We start from the raw sequence: 19601 nt of genomic DNA, 5'->3' as shown, positions 1-19601 counted from the left end.
GTTAGAACGATTTCTTAAAGCCAATCGATGCATTCACCGGGGCTTCAACCTGCGACTTATTGCTGCCATTGCTGAATTGGGTTCCCAGTTCACCGTAGACCTGCAAATTCCTGTCGATAGACCAGCTCAGGCCGGCTGCAACTTCAGTACTGGAGTACTGCTGTGATGATTCCAGCGTAGTGGTTGCGACCGCGTTGCTAAAGTGTGTTTTGTCTTTTGAACCCAGACCCTGCCAGACGTTTACCCGGCCATAAGGCTGGAATTTGCCATGGTTGGTATCGTAGTCGGCGACCAGGCGCACACCCAGACGAGCGGTAAATGAATCTGCGGTATCCAGATTAACCTTCGTTTTAGTTTCGCCATCCAGCGTACTGTTGTCGAAGTCGCTGTATTGGTAGATCAACTGCGCCTGCGGTTCAAGACTCCAGGCACTGGCGCCTAAACGGAATGATTTACCCACTTCCGTCGAAGCCGTCAGGGTATTGCCTCTCACGCTATATGAACCATTATTACCTGATGCGGACAGACGGGATTTATGGTTACCGTACTGCAGGACGTTATCGACGTACATACCATCGTCAGAGAACCAGGTAGCATAACCGCCGACGTAAAATGCGTTGTCGTCGATATTGCCGCCTTTACCATTGCTCCCCGTTTTCGTCCCTTGAACGTTACTGTCAATGTCGAGAACGCTGGCATACATACCGGCTTTCCAGCTTTCAGTAGCATACATATCGACGCCGACCTGGATACCCGTGGTATGTGAACTGGTTTGCGTACCTGCCGCATCATCCAGTTTGGTTTTACCGGAGTAACCGATCATTCTGGCCCAGGCGCGGTTGTCTTCATCAATACCCGGTTTAACATCATCCCCCATTCGCTGGTGCATGTTACCCAACAGGCTGATGTCTCCCTGACGAACGACGCTGGCGAGGCCGGAGTACAGCATTGTTTCCGGACGGTATTCGCTTCTCAGATACCAGTTTTCTCCTTGGCCTTGTGTGTTCCCGGCATGCAACTGGTACTCAAAGGCGCCCGCAGCCATGTGCGCGCTGGCCAGATGGAATGCATCCTGTGAGGTTTGCGCCGTGGTAGTTGCACCATTGAGCGCGGTAACCACTTCGATACCATCACCAACTGTCGGAGCGCCCAGACCGGAACCGTCAACATCCAGCAGGGTACTGCCGCTAGCCTGACCGCCATCGATAATCAAGCGATCCGCAATGCCTGTTCCGCTGGTGTTCTGCGCTGCAGCAATTTGCAACGTACCATTTTCACCACGGTAATCCCCTTTGACGGTTATGGTTGAACCGACCTGTTGACCACGGAGCGATACATCACCACCGTTATCCAGTCCTGCCACCGTCTGGTTGTAACCCTGCGTATTCAGCGCGGTATCTGTAGCAACATAGTGGTGTGATGCTGCGCTCAGGGTATCGGTATTACCTGCCTCGAGTACGCCGTTGGCAATCAGGGTCGCTCCGCTGTAGGTATTGGAACCTTGCAGAACAGTGGTGCCGCTGCCTGTTTGATACAACTGGCCTTCGCCGCTGATATTACTGGTTAATGCCAGCGTATCGGCACGATCGATATTGAGAATGCCGTTATCAACGATATCCCCCTGTACGCTGCCGATATTACCGCCGTTACCCAGTTGCAACACACCCTGCTCGATAGTCGTACCGCCGGTGTAGGTATTGTCCAGTGTCAGTGTCAGTATGCCTTTACCGGTTTTGGTCAATTGACCGGAACCTTCGACTTCCGTCAGCAGAGAAACATCATACCCATTTGTGTCGAATGTCCCGCCGCCGGATTCCAGAGTGACCTGACGCGCGGTATCAAATGCGTCGCCATATTTCAGCGTACCGCCATTGAAGGTGATCCCGGTATCTGCCGCCCCGAGGTTGGTATCACCAGCCACTTGTAACGTACCAGACGTAATGGTGGTTCCACCGCTGTAGGTATTGTCACCGGTGAGGATCAGCGTTCCGAGGTCACCTTTGTTCAAACCACCGGTTCCGCGAATCACACTGTCGATGGTCGCGGTGTAGTTGATACCGTCTACAGTACCATCGCCGACGCGAATCAACGTATCGGCCGTATCGGTAGTGATGGCTTCACCACCTACGCGATAGCCATCGGTAGCGAATTGCGCACCGCTGATGATCACGTCGCCTTTGCTGTTATCAACGGTAACGTTGCCTGCTTCCCCCTGGAAGACAGCAAATGCGGCATCGGTAAACGGTGCGTTTAATGCACCTTCTGGTGTGGACTCATCGGTTGTCCAGTTGTCGTTGCCCTGGCTGGATTGCCAGATACCGTCACCACCGTTGATGACGCCGTTGTTTTTCAGTTCGCCATTCTCACCGCCGGTGCCGTCCCAGAAGCGCAGTGTCAGTCCTGCATGGTTGACCAGGTTGACCTGATTTTTCACCGAGGTTTGTACATACAGGCTGTCTGCAGCTTCCGGCGCGTTAGCAATGTCCATCACGTTGTTGGTTAACGTACCGGTGTAGTTAATGACGCGATAGACACCAACGTCGAAACTTCCGCCTGGCGATGTCTCAATGTTGAGTTTACCGTCAAGCGTCAGATCACCGTTCACATCAATCAGGTCGTTGAAGGCCCCGCCTGGGGTATAAGCCTGACCAAACTGATAATCCAGCTGGGCGTTATCACTGAGCGTCAGAGAGCCAGTCGTTAGTTTACCCACGCTGTTGATCGCTGCACCGGCGGTAATATGGGCGTTATCCAGCACATCGACTGCACCGCCGATAATACCGTTACCACCGAGCGTAGCCCCGGATTTCACGGTGACCTGGCCTGTTGCGGCGGACTGATTACCGTTCACCAGCAGCACGCCCTGATTGACATCCGTGGTGCCGGTATAGGTGTTGTCGCCTTCCAGCGTTAACGTGCCGGTACCGATTTTCACCAGGTTGCCATCATTCCCGCTGATGACACCACTGATAGTGTCATCAAAGTTCAGATTGCCCAGAGACAGGGATTTATTACCCAGCTCAACGTTACCTGCGCCAGACAGCGAACCGATAGACGTTGCGCTGTTTACCGCGCTGATGTCGACCATACCGCCAGCCTGGTTTTTGACGACAGCGTTTTCTGCCATCGCCAGGTCAGCAAAGGTCATCAATCCGCTGTTGGTCACATCGGCACTGCCGCCGCTGGTGTTGTCTTCCAGCGCCAGCGTACTGTCTTTCCCGACGTTAACCGTTGCGTCACCTGCAGTGGAATCCTGAGTTAATACTGCTTTCGCTTTGCCGGTCAGATTCAGCTTCGCGCTCGCGGCTGTCACATTGTCAGCCAGGGTTAGCAGGCTGTCGGCAATGTTCATGGTGAGCGATTGCAGACTGGTATCCGTCCCGCTAACGTTAACTGTCGCGCCTTTATTAACGGTAACTGTGCTGCTGTCATTGCTACCAAATGCGCCGGTTTTGCTGACGTTGACGGTAACATTGTTAGCATTGCCCGTACCTGCGACCTCGGTTTCCCCTTTGTAGCTGTTTGCTCTGTCGAGCGTCAGGGTACTGCCCGCATCGCTTGTACTGCTGGTGATTTTCAGTTTGCCATCACCGGTGATATCTCCGGTTGGGGTGAAGTGATGTGAGTTCAGGTCAAACACTTCTGCATCGGTATTCGCACCCAGCGTGATGGTACGATCGGTGCTTAGATCCGTGCCTAATTGCAATGTCGAAGCGTTGTTGATCTCCAGACCTGTGCCGCTTTGTCCGAGGTTATTGTCAGAAGAAATTTGCAGCGTACCGCCATCAATTCGTGTTCCGCCACGATACTCGTTGTCGCCGCTCAGGATCAGACGACCGAGGTCCGTTTTCACCAGTGTTAGCTTATCGCTCGTGCTGGCTTCACGGATGATGGATTCTATGGTGGCGGTGTAATTTTGCCCCGCGCCGCCGGCCCCTACGCGCAGCAGCAGTTCACCAGTCCCGGGTGTTTGACCCGCATGCGTCGCATTTTCTGTGGTGGCATAGGCGTTGAGCGCATCGCCTTTGACGACATAGCCATCAGCGTCAAACTGCGCCCCGGAGAAGTTGACTTCACCCGCAGCTTTATCAACGGTTACCGTACCGGCATTGCCCGTGAACACGGCGAAAGATTTTTGTGCCCATGGTGCGTTGCCTTCGCCGGTTGCCGTCGTCCAGTTGTTATCACCCTGGTTGCCGATCGCCATCCATTTACCATCGCCACCGTCAATTTTGCTGTCGCCTTCGATACCCGTTGCGCCGTGGCTTTGGCTGACGGTCGCACCGTCCCAGAATTGCAGGGTGACGCCATTGGCGTTAACCAGGTTTACCTGTTTATCGATAGAGGTCTGGACAAAAACGTTGCTCTTATCCTGACTGTCCGGGATCGCGCCCAGATCCAGCCCCTGGTTATCTAGCGTGCCGCCGTAATTATAAATACGGTATACACCCGGTCCGAAATTACCGCCCTGCGAAGTGGTGACATCCAGCGTACCGTCAAGTTGCAGATCGCCCGTGACGTTAATCAGGTCGTTCAGTTTGCCGCCAGGCGTGTAGGCCTGACCCAGCTCGAAGGCGGAGGTTGTTTTGTTGCCGAGTTGCAAACTGCCGTTAATGGATAACGTGCCTGCGCCACCGTCACCGGCGCTGATTGTCGAGGCATCGTTCATCACCACGTGACCGCCGATCACACCGTTACCACCCAGTGTGGCAGCGTTGCTGACAGTGGTTATGCCAGTAGCAGCACTCTGGTTACCATTAACCAACAGAGCCCCGCTCGTGACGGTAGTATCACCTTTATAGGCATTGTTCCCGCCCAGACGCGTAGTCCCGCCACCGATTTGCTGCAGCGCGCCAATACCGGAAATGATGCCGTTAAGCAGCACGTTATTGGCACGATTAATGGTGAGTATGCCGTTGTCGAGAATATTCGACACTGCGCTGACTTCCCCGGTATTCCCGCCTGAACCTAACTGCAGCGTGCCACTCTGATCAATGGTGGTGGATCCGGTATAGGTGTTGTTGGCGGTGAAGATCGTAGTGCCGCCCGCCGCACGTTCAAAATTCCCGCTGCCGCTGATGATGCCGTTATAGATTTGAGCCTGGTTATTGTCGCCCGTTGTATCAAAGATGACTTTGCTGGCAGCGTTGTTAGTAGTGATGTTGTAATCGCCAATGGTGGCGGCATTACTGCTGGACTCACCGTGGTCGCCAGTGCGCAGCGTTGCCCCGTTATTAACGGCGATCGTTTCGCTCGCCAGTGTCAGACGATCCACGATGCGCATATCGGCCTGAGAGCCGGTAAGCGTGAGTGAGTCCCAACCGGTACCGATATTCGTGCCTGTGCCCAGATTATCGCTGCCCAGGCTGCCAATTTTGGCACCCGTGCCATGCGTATCTGTAAAGGTGAGGGCGTTACCTGCACCTGCTGCGGTGATGATATGGCGCGTATTGCCCAGCTCGACGTTACCGATATTGGCTTTATTGTTTCCACTGGTTCCAGCGAAATTCATTTCACCTGCAAAGGTGCCTTTCGACCAGTTAACGGTATCCGTGCCAGCTCCGGTATTGATGACACCTACCGTTTCAACGCCGTTGATATTGATGGTGTCATTGCCGTTACCGGACTGAATTGCCACGGCTGTGTCGCTGGCGGCGCGGATAGTTCCCGTATTGGTAATGGTTTTACCGTTAGCGCCGCTGGCATCAATCACCGGACCATTGATGCTATTAGAGATGATTTTCCCGTTGTTGGTCAGAGAGTTAACATTTTTCGCGATAACGGCTGAATCACCCGTGCTGTCCTGAACGGTAATGTCGGCGCTGGTGGTGACATTACCACTGGTATTGGCGCGGATCCCGCTCCCTGTGGCATTACCTGCTGCGTTATGGACGAGCACGGTGTAACCCGTACCAATATTCAGATCGCCCTTCACAGCACTACCGTCGCGTTCTTCAAAAGCAAAACCGGTACCGCTGCCGGTGACATTCAGCTTATTGCCCGCACCGTCTTTTACATTCAGCGCAACGCTGGTACGGATACCTGAGCCGTCGTTGGCATTAATGGTGACATCATTGAGCGTAATGTCGCTACTGTTGGCGTCGTTCTGGATCCCCGCGCCAGTGCCCAAGGCACTGATGGAAACCCCTTTGGCTGTCAGAGAGCCTGCACCGGCATCCAGGCGAATACCGTCGGCGGTGCCATTCGTGATGATGGAGTCACCGGCCGCGGCGGTAATGTCCAGTACGGCACCGTTTGTCAGCAAAACGCCAGCGGTACCATCGTCGACCTTGATCTGTCCGAGCCTTTTGATCTGCGCATCAGAGCCGGAGGCGCGTACGCCAATACCGTTACTGACATGTAAAGCGTTGGACGAGTTATTTGTTAAACGTCCGCCCTGTTGCACATCGACACCGATGCTGTCGATACTGTCGAGATCCACCAGTGCTTTCGCGTTGAGAATAATATTCCCCAGATTTTTCGCTACATACGCGATAACCTTGTTCCCGCTGGCTTCGGAGGTGATGCTGGCGTCAGAGATGAGGGTGGTTTCGACAGGGTTGCCCTGGCTGGAGCCGTTTAAATTATGCGCCTGGCCGTCGACGATGCCGGCAGTGGTTTCGACACCGGTCAAATTAATGGTGGTTTTATCGCTGATATTACCGCTTGCACCGCCTTCAATCACAATGGCCGATGCGCCTTGACCACCGACGTTGAACGTCGCTTCACCTGTTTGAACGAGGGTATTATTCCCGGTACCCAGTACACCAACAGAATTCTTACCGCTGAGTGTCAGTTTAAGATCGGAAGCCGTGCCGGTTACCGGATCATTGCTGTTACCGGCAAATTTAGCGCCCTCAGCAATACGGAAGATAGTGGTATTGGTCTGGCCATTATCATTCATCTCCGTCTTGCCAATGTTAGCGACCGCATTGGCACCGTACAAATAATAGCCTATCTGATCGGTGCTGTTAAACACAGGGCTACTGTCGTTATTAATATTCGCCGTTGCGCTACCGCGAACGTGAACGCCGATGTCCCCGGTACCATTCAGCGTAATGCCGGAAGAGATATCAGCAACTGCCTGCTTGCTGGAGGAGCCTTCAACCCAAATGGCGTAGTTTCGCTCATTGGTTCCTCCTTCACCGTTCACCGTAATTTGACCGGCCTGGCTGGTGGTCACTTTGGCATCCGTGCTGTCTGCGCGGACATGAATGCCGATATTATTCTTGCCGTTAACATTAATCTCGCCATCATTACGGATAGTTTGACCCGCATTGGCGCCGCTGTTATGTACCGACATCCCGTAGTTTGGTAGCCCGGATGTCTTACCATTAACCGAAATTTTGCCGGAGTTGATGACATTCCCGGCCGCACCAGCAACCAGAATACCTGCAGCATTACGTACGCCTGTACCGAGGGTAATATCTCCCGCGTTAGTCACGGTACCAGTCCCTCGCGCGTGGATGCCGGCGCTAAGGTTTGACCCGCCAGCCATCGCAACATCCTGAGAGGTATTGGAACCATCACGGCCCAGATAAATAGATGCACCAGCGCTGTTAGTGAAGGTTGCGCCATCAGTTACTTCAACGCCGTAGGCTGTGCCTTTCCCGAAAGAGGCACCGTTGGCGTTACCGTCCACAATATTGATGGTTTTGTTGTTAACCCCGGTAGAGTTCCCCGATAATTGCATACCGATGGCCAGCGTAATTGGCGTTGTTACCGTGGTGTTGGTATCCCATGGGTTGGCAGCTGAGGCGGTGCCATAGTTATTCGTCGTGATGGCCTGGTTAATGATGCCATCGTTGGTAACGGTACTGGCCCCTTTGCCCTGCATACCGATAGCGCCGTAGCTATTCAGAGCCTGTCGCCCATCTTTATCGATGAACAAGCCGGAGTTGATGGTACCGGTGTTGGTTGCCGTAGCGTTTTCCGCCAGCATACCAATCGCCAGACTGTGGCCTGTGGAAGTACGTAGTACGTTGAGGGAGCCCTGGTTCGTAATAACGGCACCTTCCGTGCCTTTCATCACGCCATTAATGCTGCCGTCTACCGCCAGTACAGAATCTTGTGTCACTGTGCCTGTTGCGCCCGCGCCATGTGCGTAGACAGCGTGCAGCTCGGTATTACCGATCGTGGCGTTATTAGTATGACCCTCGCCATCAGTCCAGACTTTATAGTCCCAGTCAACCGAGCCGGTTACCGTATCGGACTGTAAAACGCTGGTAATCAACTTCGCATACCAGTCTTCAACATCTTTGAGCGACATGGTGGCGCGATTGGCGTCCAGCATCAGTTGCAGCTGGCTTACCTTGTTCCCTTGTGCATTTAAGACCGTTGTATCACTTTCGCCCAGCAGCCAGTCATTAAGGTCGCCAAGCTCTTCGGTATTGGTGATATCGAACTCCTGGGTACCGGTTTTCACCGCATTCCCTTCGCTGTCGTATCCGTAGGTATCGATAGTCAACACTTTGCCGAACTGGTCCATTGTCTGAGAACCGTTAAAGCTTTTATTCGGGACAACGGGGGCGGCGCCAAATGAGATGTAGTTGTCGGATATCCAGTTAACCTTGCTATCTGCGCCGCTGGCTTCGAGTAACGAGCTGTTTTTAGCCAGGAGTTTGATGGTGTTTTCATCATCACGGGCATTTTTCTGATCGTTACCAATGTTCAGATTGGCCGTCGAACCGTTGCTGGCCTGCGCAATGCCAAAGTTGTTATAGATTTTTGAAAGGGCTGCGTCGTAGGTGTTTAACGTAATGCCTTCTAACGGGGTTTCGGTCAGATAGTGAACCAGTTCATCGGTGTTGTAGACCTGCATATCTGCCGGGGTTTGTAATGCAGGGTCAATGACGGTGATTTTGTCATCCTGAGCAGGCGTCGTCGTCGGCTGGTTGTAGTAATACTTTTCCAGTTCTTCAACGGTTGTAATCGGAGTGGTAACGCCCCCAATGGTCGCCGTGAGGGTGATTTTCTTTTGCTCTAGCAACTGCTCAATAGTCGCCGATTCGACAAGGCCGGTTTGGCCTTGCTCAATCTTCGGCAATGCGCCAGTGACGTTTAACACCGCACCGTTAGTGGTGTTCTGGTAGAGGAAGCCATCATTGTGAACGTCGTCATTTGTACCCGGTTGAATGACAATATTATTATAATCGACAGAAATATCATGGTTGCCGATGTCATCCGCCGCTACGAGTGGCGAGGTGCTAATTAAGGCTGTAGCCGCGAGTACCGCGACAGTTTTACGCGAACTGCTTTTTTTCTTACCTTTGGTTAATTCGGAAACGACAACCCAGATACCGAGCGCCGCGTTCCAAATAATGCTGTAAACCTTGTTCATATATAACCCTCGTCTGCATTTCTGTATTGCATGTGTTATTACGTTGAGTTGTTGGCTATGGTTGGCACGCGGGTGTGCTACCGGGTAAATTAATTTTCGGAAATAGAGACCCCTTCCGGGCTATGCGGAATAAAAAAAGAGCCGAAAGTAAGCCTCTTAAAAAATAACCGTTATCAGTATCCTTAAATAAGTAAGTTACGACTGGCTATAGTGGGAAATGGTGTACTTTAGCCGGGTATTATGTTTACCGAGTTTTCTGGCGATGTTGCTTTTGTACGCTCCAATAGTTTTTTCGCTTTTTTGTGATGCTCCTGCGATTTGTGTCAGCGACCAGCCTCGGGCAAGCATCATCATTACGTTGAATTCGTTAGCTGTAATCTTATTGTTCAGTTCTTTGATATTGCGTGATTTTTTGTTTTGTGTGATACGAGTTATTGTATGCAGTAGCTGATCAAGGCTGGCGTCTTGATCCAGAAACTGCATGTTCATCCCGCAAACAGTTTGAAATATAGAGAAGGTGACTTCATCTGCCAGAACGATAATTTTCGTGGAGGGATGTAAAGCCATATTGCGGATAATCCGGGCATATTTTAATAAATCTGAATTGCCGGGGTTAATAATGATGCAATCTGTTTCATGAGATAGCTTGTTGACGGCAGAAAGCGTCTGTGAGGAAAAGTACGCGATATCAATTAATAATGATGAGCCACGTAGGATTTCTCGCATGCCTAGCCAGGGGTAAATTGAATCACCCAAAAAAACAGCCTTAGACATAACGATCTCCTTGAAATTTTGGTGCAAGCAATCGCCTCTTTTTTATGCTAAAAAAGAGTTTTTTACGACGCGTGAAGTGTTAATTAAATTTCGTATTCCGTTCTTCGGTTTGAACGCATCCTTATTTATTCGGATTTAACAGATATTCTCTGTATTGATTTAAATAATTAACTATTCTTAAAGTAGATATTACTCTTTGTGAAAATTTAAGATAAATCGTTTATTTCACCTCTGAGCAGATGATTGATAGATTTCGCTTATGAATCGTCGGGGTTTCCTGTCAGCCAGTGTGACAAAGACAGGGGATTCTTAGGGTTATAGATGGCTATTTTATAAAAATCTTTTTAATACAATAAGATATGTAGTGTTCTTAACAGATAGGGAAGGGGGTGAGAGAATTCTTAACCAGCGACAGGGCAGTAAAGTATGAGGGTTGTTGGTAGATGAAAATATTGTCATATTTGAATTAAATGTCTTTAATTATTTATATTTTATGATTTTATCCTTAGTTTTATGCAAATCTTAAAATTTAATGTCAAAATGAGCTATTCGTGCTTAATGCGCAAATCACTCATGCCATCACCACTGTGTTCATCACGCAATCCGAGAATCCTCAACTGGCCAACAGCTCTTGTTCCACTTGTTGTACCTGTACTTCCAGCGTGTTACGGATCTCCGTTAATGCCCGTTGTTGATCTGAAAAATAAGCCTCTTTATCCGTCACTGAAGTGGCCAGGCGCCAGGCGTTTTCAGCTTCCAGTTCGGTAATCTCTTTGAGCAGAGCACTAATTTGCTCTCTGAGCTGCTGTATTTTGCTGCGTAAATGCTCCAGATCGTTCAGTCGGTCACTTGCCATCATTGGTTCAAGGCCGCTTTGCAGTTGGGTAAGCAATGCCCGAACGGCTGCCAGATCGGCATTTTGTCGCGCCTGATTAAGCTGCACCATCATCTGATGTGCCTTTTCTTTTAAATCATCTGCCACGACGTCCGGGTGGCAAAGGCGGCTGGCCTGACGCCACAGGCGTTTTAACTCATTACGTTCATTCGGAGATAGCCGCTGATCGCGGGTAAAGCGATGCTGAGCATCCTGCTGTTGTTCCTGGTATTCATCATATTCATGGCTGGCCTCTTCCTGAGCCTGCCGGGTAGCGCGGTCGTCCTGACGAGAAAAATCGTTTTCCAGTTCACGGATTTCTGCCAGCAGGGCGGTGATAAGCTCAGTTTGTTGCTGAATACGCTGACGGGTTTCCACGGACTCTCGGGAGTCAGAACTCAGGTTCACCCAGTGTTGCTTGAGTTTTGCCAGTTGATCAACGGCCTGTGAAATATAGTGCTGGCAGGACTGATAATCTTTTTCCCGTCGTTTTCTCTCCGCTTCCTGTTTGCGCAGTGCGCTGGCGGCCAGTTGTTTGCGCAGTTCCAGAATCCGGCTCATTAACGGGCCGAGGCGAAGATGGTACAGGTCGTTAAATTCATCCAGGATTTGAATGTGTGTGTTGCGCTTATCAATAAGGTCTCGCAGTTGTGACTCGAGCGCTTTTAGTTCGAGTTTACTGGCTGCGATGCCAGGGTCTTGCCACGTTGATACCGCTCGCTGAGATTGTAACCAGCCGGAAATTTCGTGTAGGGCATCGTTGAAACGTCGCTCTTCGATAGCCTGTACTATCGCACCAGGAATGACTGCCAATGGTTCATTTTTCAGATGTGCCAGCTGCTGGAAAATAATCTCCTCATCTTCCAGTTCGATGGCGCTTTTGACGATTTCGAGTCGTTTAATGATCTTATTCATGACAGTCGTTGCCTGGCGTGGCTCAAAAACGAGTGACCGATACCAGAGTGGGTTCACCCGTTTGAAAATGTTGGAAAAACAGTAAAGCGCATTCTGTGGCCTGCGATGCCTTTTCGTCCAGAATAATTCACGGTAATTATAAAAAAGCGGCAGTAACGCGCATTTGTTCGGGTGTTCAAAGCCTCGTTTCATCTTTTATATCGTCCGCAAGCTGCGCGAACTCTGGTATTGAAGATTTTCGTGAGCGGTGACTTCTGATTTTTTATCCTGAGCCCCGGCGCGTTGAGTTAAGGCAGCCCGGCGTATCCAAACGATTGCGCCTTGCGACAACCAGGTTGAAATGTTAAAAGAAGCCCCTTCAATAAAAACCACACAGGGGTAGGGCGTGAAAAACGCGTCAACTGCATCTGACACTAGTGTGTCCGATGCCGCGTCGACTAATGAACCGACGCTTCAGCGGGGGTTGCAAAACCGCCATATTCAATTAATTGCGCTGGGTGGCGCAATTGGCACGGGCCTGTTTCTGGGGATTGGCCCGGCAATTCAGATGGCGGGACCTGCGGTCCTGCTGGGCTACGGTGTCGCCGGAATAATCGCGTTTCTGATTATGCGTCAGTTGGGCGAAATGGTGGTTGAAGAACCCGTTTCCGGATCGTTTGCCCACTTTGCCTATAAATACTGGGGACCCTTTGCCGGCTTTCTGTCTGGCTGGAACTACTGGGTAATGTTTGTACTGGTCGGCATGGCGGAGCTTACCGCAGCCGGGATCTACATGCAGTACTGGCTGCCCGATGTCCCGACCTGGATTTGGGCCGCCGCTTTCTTTGTTATTATCAATGCCGTCAATCTGGTCAACGTTCGTCTGTATGGTGAAACGGAATTCTGGTTCGCACTGATTAAAGTGCTGGCGATTATCGGCATGATTGGTTTTGGTATATGGATGCTGTTTTCCGGCAACGGCGGTGAACATGCGAGCATCGATAATCTCTGGCGCTACAACGGTTTCTTTGCTACCGGCTGGAATGGTTTGATCCTGTCGCTGGCAGTGATTATGTTTTCTTTTGGTGGACTGGAGCTGATCGGCATTACAGCGGCTGAAGCACAGGATCCTCAAAAAAGTATCCCGAAAGCAGTAAACCAGGTGGTGTATCGTATTTTGCTGTTTTACATCGGCTCACTGGTGGTATTGCTGGCGCTGTATCCTTGGGTGGAAGTGAAATCAAACAGCAGCCCGTTTGTCATGATTTTCCATAATCTTGACAGCAACGTGGTGGCTTCAGCGCTCAACTTCGTTATCCTGGTAGCTTCGCTGTCGGTCTATAACAGTGGCGTGTATTCCAATAGCCGTATGCTGTTTGGCCTTTCGGTACAGGGGAATGCACCGAAGTTCTTAACCCGTGTCAGCCGTCGCGGCGTGCCAGTTAACTCATTGATTCTTTCCGGCGCTATCACATCGCTGGTGGTATTGATCAACTACGTGCTGCCGCAAAAAGCGTTTAGTTTGCTGATGGCGCTGGTGGTTGCGACCCTGTTGCTGAACTGGATTATGATTTGTCTGGCGCATCTGCGTTTCCGTGCGGCGATGCGTCGCAAGGGGCGTGATACCCAGTTCAAGGCGCTGTTATATCCGGTCGGAAACTATCTGTGTATTGCCTTCCTTGCTTTGATCCTGGTGCTGATGTGTACCATGGATGATATGCGCTTGTCGGCCATGCTGCTGCCGGCATGGATCCTGTTCCTGTTTGTTGCCTTCAAACTGCTGCGCCGTAAAGCCCGCTAATCGCTAACCGATCTCATCCTGATGATGAGATCGGTCATCTCTCGATCTTTATCGTGATTGAACTCGCAGTTCTGAATCGCTTCACAGGATCTTTATTTTGTAATCGATTACTTTTTATTTGAACCTGTTTGTAATCGATTACTTTTTAAAGGTGAGGCAAAAAATGGTGTCGACAACCGAAAGTAGTGGAAAACAGAGCGTACGGTACAGACTGCTGGTGCCGAGGCTCTCGCTAATGATGTTTTTACAGTTCTTTATTTGGGGAAGCTGGTCTGTCACGTTGGGGTTGGTGATGAGCCAGCACAACATGTCGCTGCTGATTGGTGATGCGTTTTCCGCCGGACCAATCGCCTCGATTTTGTCGCCGTTTGTCTTGGGGATGTTGGTGGATCGCTTCTTTGCTTCGCAAAAGGTGATGGCGGTGATGCACCTTGCTGGGGCTGCGATCCTCTGGTTTGTGCCGCAGGCGCTGGTGGCGCAAAACGGCGCACTGCTGATTGGTCTGCTGTTTGGCTACACGTTGTGCTACATGCCAACGCTGGCGTTGACCAACAATATCGCATTTCATAGCTTGTCCGATAAAGACAAAACTTTCCCGGTAGTGCGGGTGTTTGGCACTATTGGCTGGATTGTCGCGGGGATCTTCATCGGCGTAACCGGCATTTCAGATACGACAGGCATCTTTACGCTGGCTGCGGTTATTTCAGTGATTCTGGCGCTCTATAGTCTGACGCTGCCCAATACACCCGCTCCGGCGAAAGGGCTGCCGGTAAAAGTGCGTGATCTGTTTTGCGCAGATGCCTTTGCTTTACTCAAAACTCGCCACTTCTTTGTCTTCTCTCTCTGCGCGACGTTAATCTCAGTGCCGCTGGGGACATACTATGCGTACACCGCGTCGTTTCTGGCGGATGCGGGCGTTGGTGATGTCAGCACGGCCATGTCATTCGGCCAGATGTCTGAAATTTTCTTCATGCTGGTGATCCCGTTCCTGTTCCGACGACTGGGCGTGAAATACATGCTGCTTATCGGCATGTGCGCCTGGTTTGTGCGTTATGCCTTCTTTGCGCTTGGCATCAGTGAAGAGGGGCGTTTCTTGCTTTATCTCGGTATTTTGTTACATGGGGTGTGTTACGACTTCTTCTTTGTGGTTGGTTTTATCTACACCGACCGTATTGCCGGGGAAAAAGTAAAAGGTCAGGCGCAAAGCATGATCGTCATGTTTACCTACGGGATTGGCATGCTGCTGGGTTCGCAAATTTCCGGTGCGCTGTATAACCGACTGGTCGCGGGACAGACCGTGCCTCAGGCATGGACTACTTTCTGGTGGATCCCGGCAGTCGCCGCCGCAGTAATTGCTGTGATTTTCCTTTTCTCTTTCAAGTATGACGAGAAAGAGCGCGCGTAATATTCAGGAGGGGTTATGAGAACCATTAAGGGACCGGGGATTTTTCTGGCACAGTTTATCGGTGGGCAACCTCCGTTTAACACCCTGAAAGGGCTGGCTGAGTGGGCGGCGGGATTAGGCTATAAGGCATTACAGATCCCGTGTAATCACAAGTCGCTGTTTGATGTCGAACAGGCTGCGGTAAGCCAGACCTACTGCGATGATATTCGCGGGATGCTGGCGGAACATGGGCTGGCGATCAGCGAGTTATCCACTCATCTCGAAGGTCAACTGGTTGCGGTCCATCCTGCCTACGATGATGCTTTTGCCGGATTTGCACCACAGTCATTACGCGCCGATCCCCAGACCCGCCAGGCGTGGGCGACACAGACGTTACAACAGGCTGCGGCCGCTTCACAAAGGCTGGGGCTGACGGCGCACGCGACGTTTTCTGGTTCTCTCGCCTGGCCCTATTTTTATCCGTGGCCACCGCATAATCGCCAGCGTTTTGAGGAGGCATTTCAGGAACTGGCACGTCGTTGGCGGCCCATTCTTGACTGTTTTGATGAACACGGCGTGGATGTTTGTTATGAGATCCATCCAGGCGAAGATCTGCATGATGGTGTCACTTTCGAGCGTTTTTTGGCGCTGGTTGATGATCATCCGCGTTGCAATATCCTTTACGATCCCAGCCACCTGCTATTGCAACAGATGGACTATCTCGGGTTTATCGATATCTACCATTCGCGCATCAAAGCGTTTCACGTTAAAGATGCTGAGTACCGTGCCAATAGCCGAAGCGGCGTGTACGGCGGCTATCAGCCATGGATTGACCGCGCCGGACGGTTCCGCTCGCTGGGGGATGGACAGGTTGATTTCAAAACGATTTTCAGCAAACTCACGCAATATGATTATCATGGTTGGGCAGTCCTGGAGTGGGAATGCTGTTTGAAAGAGGCAGAAACGGGGGCCAGTGAAGGTAGCGGGTTTATTCAACGCCATATTATTCCGGTTTCATCTCGCGCATTTGATGATTTCGCCGCTGGCGATGAGGTACGCAAATGATACAGGTTGGTATTATTGGTAGCGGATTTATTGGGCCTGCGCATATTGAGGCGCTGCGTCGGCTGGGTAATGTGAACGTGGTGGCACTTTGCGACAGCTCACAGGCCGTTGCTGATGAACGGGCTCGTTCGTTACATGTTCCCCATGCGTACGGTAGCGTTGAAGCGTTGCTGGCGCATCCGGGGCTACAGGTGGTGCATAACTGCACGCCGAATCATCTGCATGCTGACATCAATCGACAGATTTTGCGTGCCGGGCTGCATGTATTTTCTGAAAAGCCGCTCTGTATGACGCCTGATGAGGCTCATGAACTGGTGGAGCTGGCTGAGCAGGCGGGCGTGGTGCATGGTGTTAGCTTTGTTTATCGCCAGTTTGCAATGGTGCAGCAGGCGGCCAGCATGGTACGCAACGGCAGCGTTGGGCGTCTGTTTGCCGTACAGGGCTGCTATTTGCAGGACTGGATGCTGCTGGAAACTGACTACAACTGGCGCGTCGATGCAGCACTTGGCGGTGGCTCGCGGGCAGTGGCAGATATCGGCTCGCACTGGTGCGACACGGTGCAGTTCGTTACTGGCAAGCGTATTGTGGAGGTGATGGCCGATCTTGCTATCGTCTGGCCAACACGCAAAGCCAGCATTACCGGTGGTGCGACCTTTAATCAGCAGACCGCAGACCGACAGCTTGAAGATAAACCGGTTACTACCGAAGACTGTGGATCGGTGCTGGTGCGTTTTGAGGATGGTAGCAAGGGCTGTTTTAGTATTTCTCAGGTCAGCGCCGGGCGAAAGAACCATCTGAGTTTTGAGATTAACGGCAGCCAACATTCTTTGAGCTGGGACCAGGAAACACCGCAGCAACTATGGGTGGGACATCGCCAGCAGGCGAATCAGATCCTGACGGATGATCCGGGACTGATGAATGCCGAGGTAGCCGCAAGTGCGCATTTTCCGGGCGGACATATTGAGGGGTGGCCAGATGCGTTCAAAAATATGATGCTGCAGTTTTACCAGGCGGTGCAGGCAGGGAAAATGCCTGCACCTGAGGCCCGTCGTTTTGCTTCGTTCACGGATGGCGCTGATGTGATGTATATCATTGATGCTATTATAAAAAGCCATCAGCAGCAGCGTTGGGTGCCGGTACAGCGTTAAATACGCACCCGGTTCGCCGGGCGGTGATTTTATGGTAGCCTCAACGCAAAGCGAAAACCGCAGGATGTGTCGTCGTTATGTCTATTCAAAAAATCGCCCAGCTTGCCGGTGTATCGGTGGCGACGGTATCACGAGTGCTGAATAACAGTGATACCGTCAAAGCCAAAAACCGCGAGCGCGTGCTACAGGCTATCAAGGAAAGCAATTATCAGCCCAACCTGCTTGCCCGCCAACTACGCACGGCACGAAGCTCGATGATCCTGGTGATGGTCTCCAACATAGCCAACCCTTTTTGTGCCGAGGTGGTGAAAGGCATTGAGGAGGAGGCTGAGAAGAACGGCTATCGCATTTTGCTGTGTAATTCTGGCTCTGATACGGCCCGCTCGAAATCAGCACTGAAACTGCTGTCAGGTAAAATCGTTGACGGCATCATCACCATGGATGCGTTTTCTAAATTACCAGAACTGACTACGTTGATTGGCGATGCGCCCTGGGTGCAGTGTGCGGAATATGCCGATAAAGGTGCGGTTTCCTGTGTGGGTATCAACGATGTGGATGCCGCGCAGTCGGTGATATCGCATCTGGTGGACAAGGGCTACCGGCGCATTGCGTTGATCAACCATGATCTGAGCTATAAATACGCGCGTTTGCGTGAACGGGGATACAAAGCGGCGCTGCATGCGCTGTCGCTTGAGTATCAGGCGGTGGAGTACGCCAGTGAATTAAGTTCCAGCGCTGGTATTGCCGCGATGGAAACCTTACTGGCGGCAGAGGTGAAACCCGATGCGGTATTTGCCGTGTCCGACACGCTGGCAGCCGGAGCCATGCGCGCGATTATCAACGCCGGGTTACAGATCCCACAGGACATTGCCGTGGTTGGATTTGACGGCACGGAACTGGCGGAAATGGTCTCCCCACAGCTTACGACCATTGAGCAACCCTCGCGCGATATTGGCCGCAAGGCGGTAGGGTTATTGCTAAATAGAATTGAAAATCCAGATGCCCCTGCCGAAAGGGTCATGATGGACTGGCGCTATATTTCACGCGCCAGCACCTGAGGACTACCGCTGAAATGCGCCTGACAGCGCACGAATATCATTCCCGGTAGGGGACTGATGAATGCGTAAACCAAACTCTTCGACCACGGCAAAAATATGGTCGAAGATATCAGCCTGAATACTTTCGTATTCCAGCCACACTACCGTATTGGTGAAGGCATAAATCTCAATAGGTAAACCGTGATCGTCCGGGGCCAACTGGCGAACCATCAACGTCATATCTTTGCGGATGCGTGGATGGTGACGTAAATATTCGTTCAGATAGGCGCGAAACGTCCCGATATTGGTCATCTGACGGTGATTTAGTACGGATTCAGGCGCATCTAACTGCTGGTTCCATTCATTAATTTCCTGATGGCGTGTCGTTAAATACGGTTTAAGCAAGTGCGCTTTATGCAGTCGCTGGCGTTCATCCTCATCGAGAAAATGAATGCTGGTGGCATCAATATTGATGCTGCGTTTAATTCGGCGACCGCCGGACGCTGACATCCCGCTCCAGTTTTTAAAGGAGTCCGATACCAGCGACCAGGTTGGAATAGTGGTAATGGTATTATCCCAGTTACGTACTTTGACAGTGGTTAAACCGATATCGATCACCGCGCCATCTGCGCCGTATTTCGGCATTTCCAGCCAGTCGCCCAGTTTGAGCATATCGTTGGCGGAAAGTTGTATTCCGGCGACCAGACCGAGGATTGGATCTTTAAATACCAGCATTAAGACGGCGGCCATTGCACCTAAGCCACTAATGAGTATTGCTGGTGACTGGCCAATTAACAGGGAAATCATCAAAATACCGATGATAATTGCACCGATTAACTTGATGCCCTGAAATATACCTTTTAACGGTAGCTGTGATGCGGCAGGGAGTTTCTGCGACAGATTGAGAATAACGTCCAGCAGGGAGAATAAGGATAGCAGAGCGTACATCATGATCCACAGCTGTGCGCAGGTCACTAATATTTCGGCGGCTTCGCTTCCTTTTTGTAACCAGAGAGCAGCCTGGATATTGACGATGATACCTTGCAGCGTAAACGCCAGACGATGAAATAATTTGTTCTGCGTGATGATTTGTAGCCACAGACGGGAGCTGGCGTTGGCACGTTTTTCAAATGCGCGTAGTACCACCCAGTGCAAAATAACGTGAACAATAATGGCGGTGATAAAAATAATGCCAAAAATCATCACCAGCGAAGTGGTGTGATTCATTTCAATGCCGAGTTCTTCTACCTGAGATATCAATTCCTGCATAACGTCTCCTTAATA

The 19601-nt window shown here is 51.3% G+C and carries 9 protein-coding genes; 5 read left to right on the top strand and 4 right to left on the bottom strand.

Features of this window, described 5'->3' with window-relative positions:
* Position 1: 1 nt before the first annotated feature.
* The 3 genes from OH663_RS12180 to OH663_RS12170 all read right to left on the bottom strand — a co-directional run bounded on the left by OH663_RS12180 (position 2) and on the right by OH663_RS12170 (position 11903).
* The gene (locus tag OH663_RS12180; protein WP_263525749.1) at positions 2-9340 is read right to left on the bottom strand and encodes an autotransporter-associated beta strand repeat-containing protein; all 9339 of its coding nucleotides are present in this window, start codon (positions 9338-9340) and stop codon (positions 2-4) included.
* Positions 9341-9535: 195 nt separating this feature from the next.
* Positions 9536-10114, bottom strand: a complete 579-nt coding sequence (locus OH663_RS12175; protein ID WP_048221898.1) for a helix-turn-helix transcriptional regulator — start codon at positions 10112-10114, stop codon at positions 9536-9538.
* A gap of 613 nt (positions 10115-10727) precedes the next feature.
* On the bottom strand, positions 10728-11903 hold the full coding sequence (locus tag OH663_RS12170; RefSeq protein ID WP_200010476.1) for a coiled-coil domain-containing protein: 1176 nt from the start codon (positions 11901-11903) through the stop codon (positions 10728-10730).
* Positions 11904-12288: 385 nt separating this feature from the next.
* Here OH663_RS12170 and pheP point away from each other — a divergent pair, with 385 nt between their 5' ends.
* The 5 genes from pheP to OH663_RS12145 all read left to right on the top strand — a co-directional run bounded on the left by pheP (position 12289) and on the right by OH663_RS12145 (position 18338).
* Positions 12289-13683: a phenylalanine transporter gene (pheP, locus tag OH663_RS12165; protein WP_045440895.1), complete on the top strand. Its 1395-nt coding sequence runs from the start codon at positions 12289-12291 to the stop codon at positions 13681-13683.
* A 163-nt stretch (positions 13684-13846) separates the two neighbouring features.
* On the top strand, positions 13847-15088 hold the full coding sequence (locus tag OH663_RS12160; protein ID WP_045440896.1) for an MFS transporter: 1242 nt from the start codon (positions 13847-13849) through the stop codon (positions 15086-15088).
* A 15-nt stretch (positions 15089-15103) separates the two neighbouring features.
* The gene (locus OH663_RS12155) at positions 15104-16132 is read left to right on the top strand and encodes a sugar phosphate isomerase/epimerase family protein (RefSeq protein WP_200010477.1); all 1029 of its coding nucleotides are present in this window, start codon (positions 15104-15106) and stop codon (positions 16130-16132) included.
* Positions 16129-17280 (top strand): Gfo/Idh/MocA family protein, encoded by a 1152-nt coding sequence (locus OH663_RS12150; protein ID WP_200010478.1) that lies wholly within the window; start codon positions 16129-16131, stop codon positions 17278-17280. Before OH663_RS12155 ends, OH663_RS12150 begins: the two co-directional genes overlap by 4 nt.
* A gap of 77 nt (positions 17281-17357) precedes the next feature.
* On the top strand, positions 17358-18338 hold the full coding sequence (locus OH663_RS12145; RefSeq protein ID WP_045440902.1) for a LacI family DNA-binding transcriptional regulator: 981 nt from the start codon (positions 17358-17360) through the stop codon (positions 18336-18338).
* Between the two features lie 3 nt (positions 18339-18341).
* Here the strand turns inward: OH663_RS12145 and OH663_RS12140 are convergent, their stop codons facing one another.
* On the bottom strand, positions 18342-19586 hold the full coding sequence (locus OH663_RS12140) for a mechanosensitive ion channel family protein (protein WP_045440904.1): 1245 nt from the start codon (positions 19584-19586) through the stop codon (positions 18342-18344).
* Between the last annotated feature and the right edge of the window lie 15 nt (positions 19587-19601).

It is taken from the genome of Citrobacter sp. Marseille-Q5395 (assembly GCF_947057495.1).
Classification (GTDB): Bacteria; Pseudomonadota; Gammaproteobacteria; order Enterobacterales; family Enterobacteriaceae; genus Citrobacter; species Citrobacter murliniae.
This window is presented reverse-complemented; position numbering and strand designations above follow the sequence as displayed.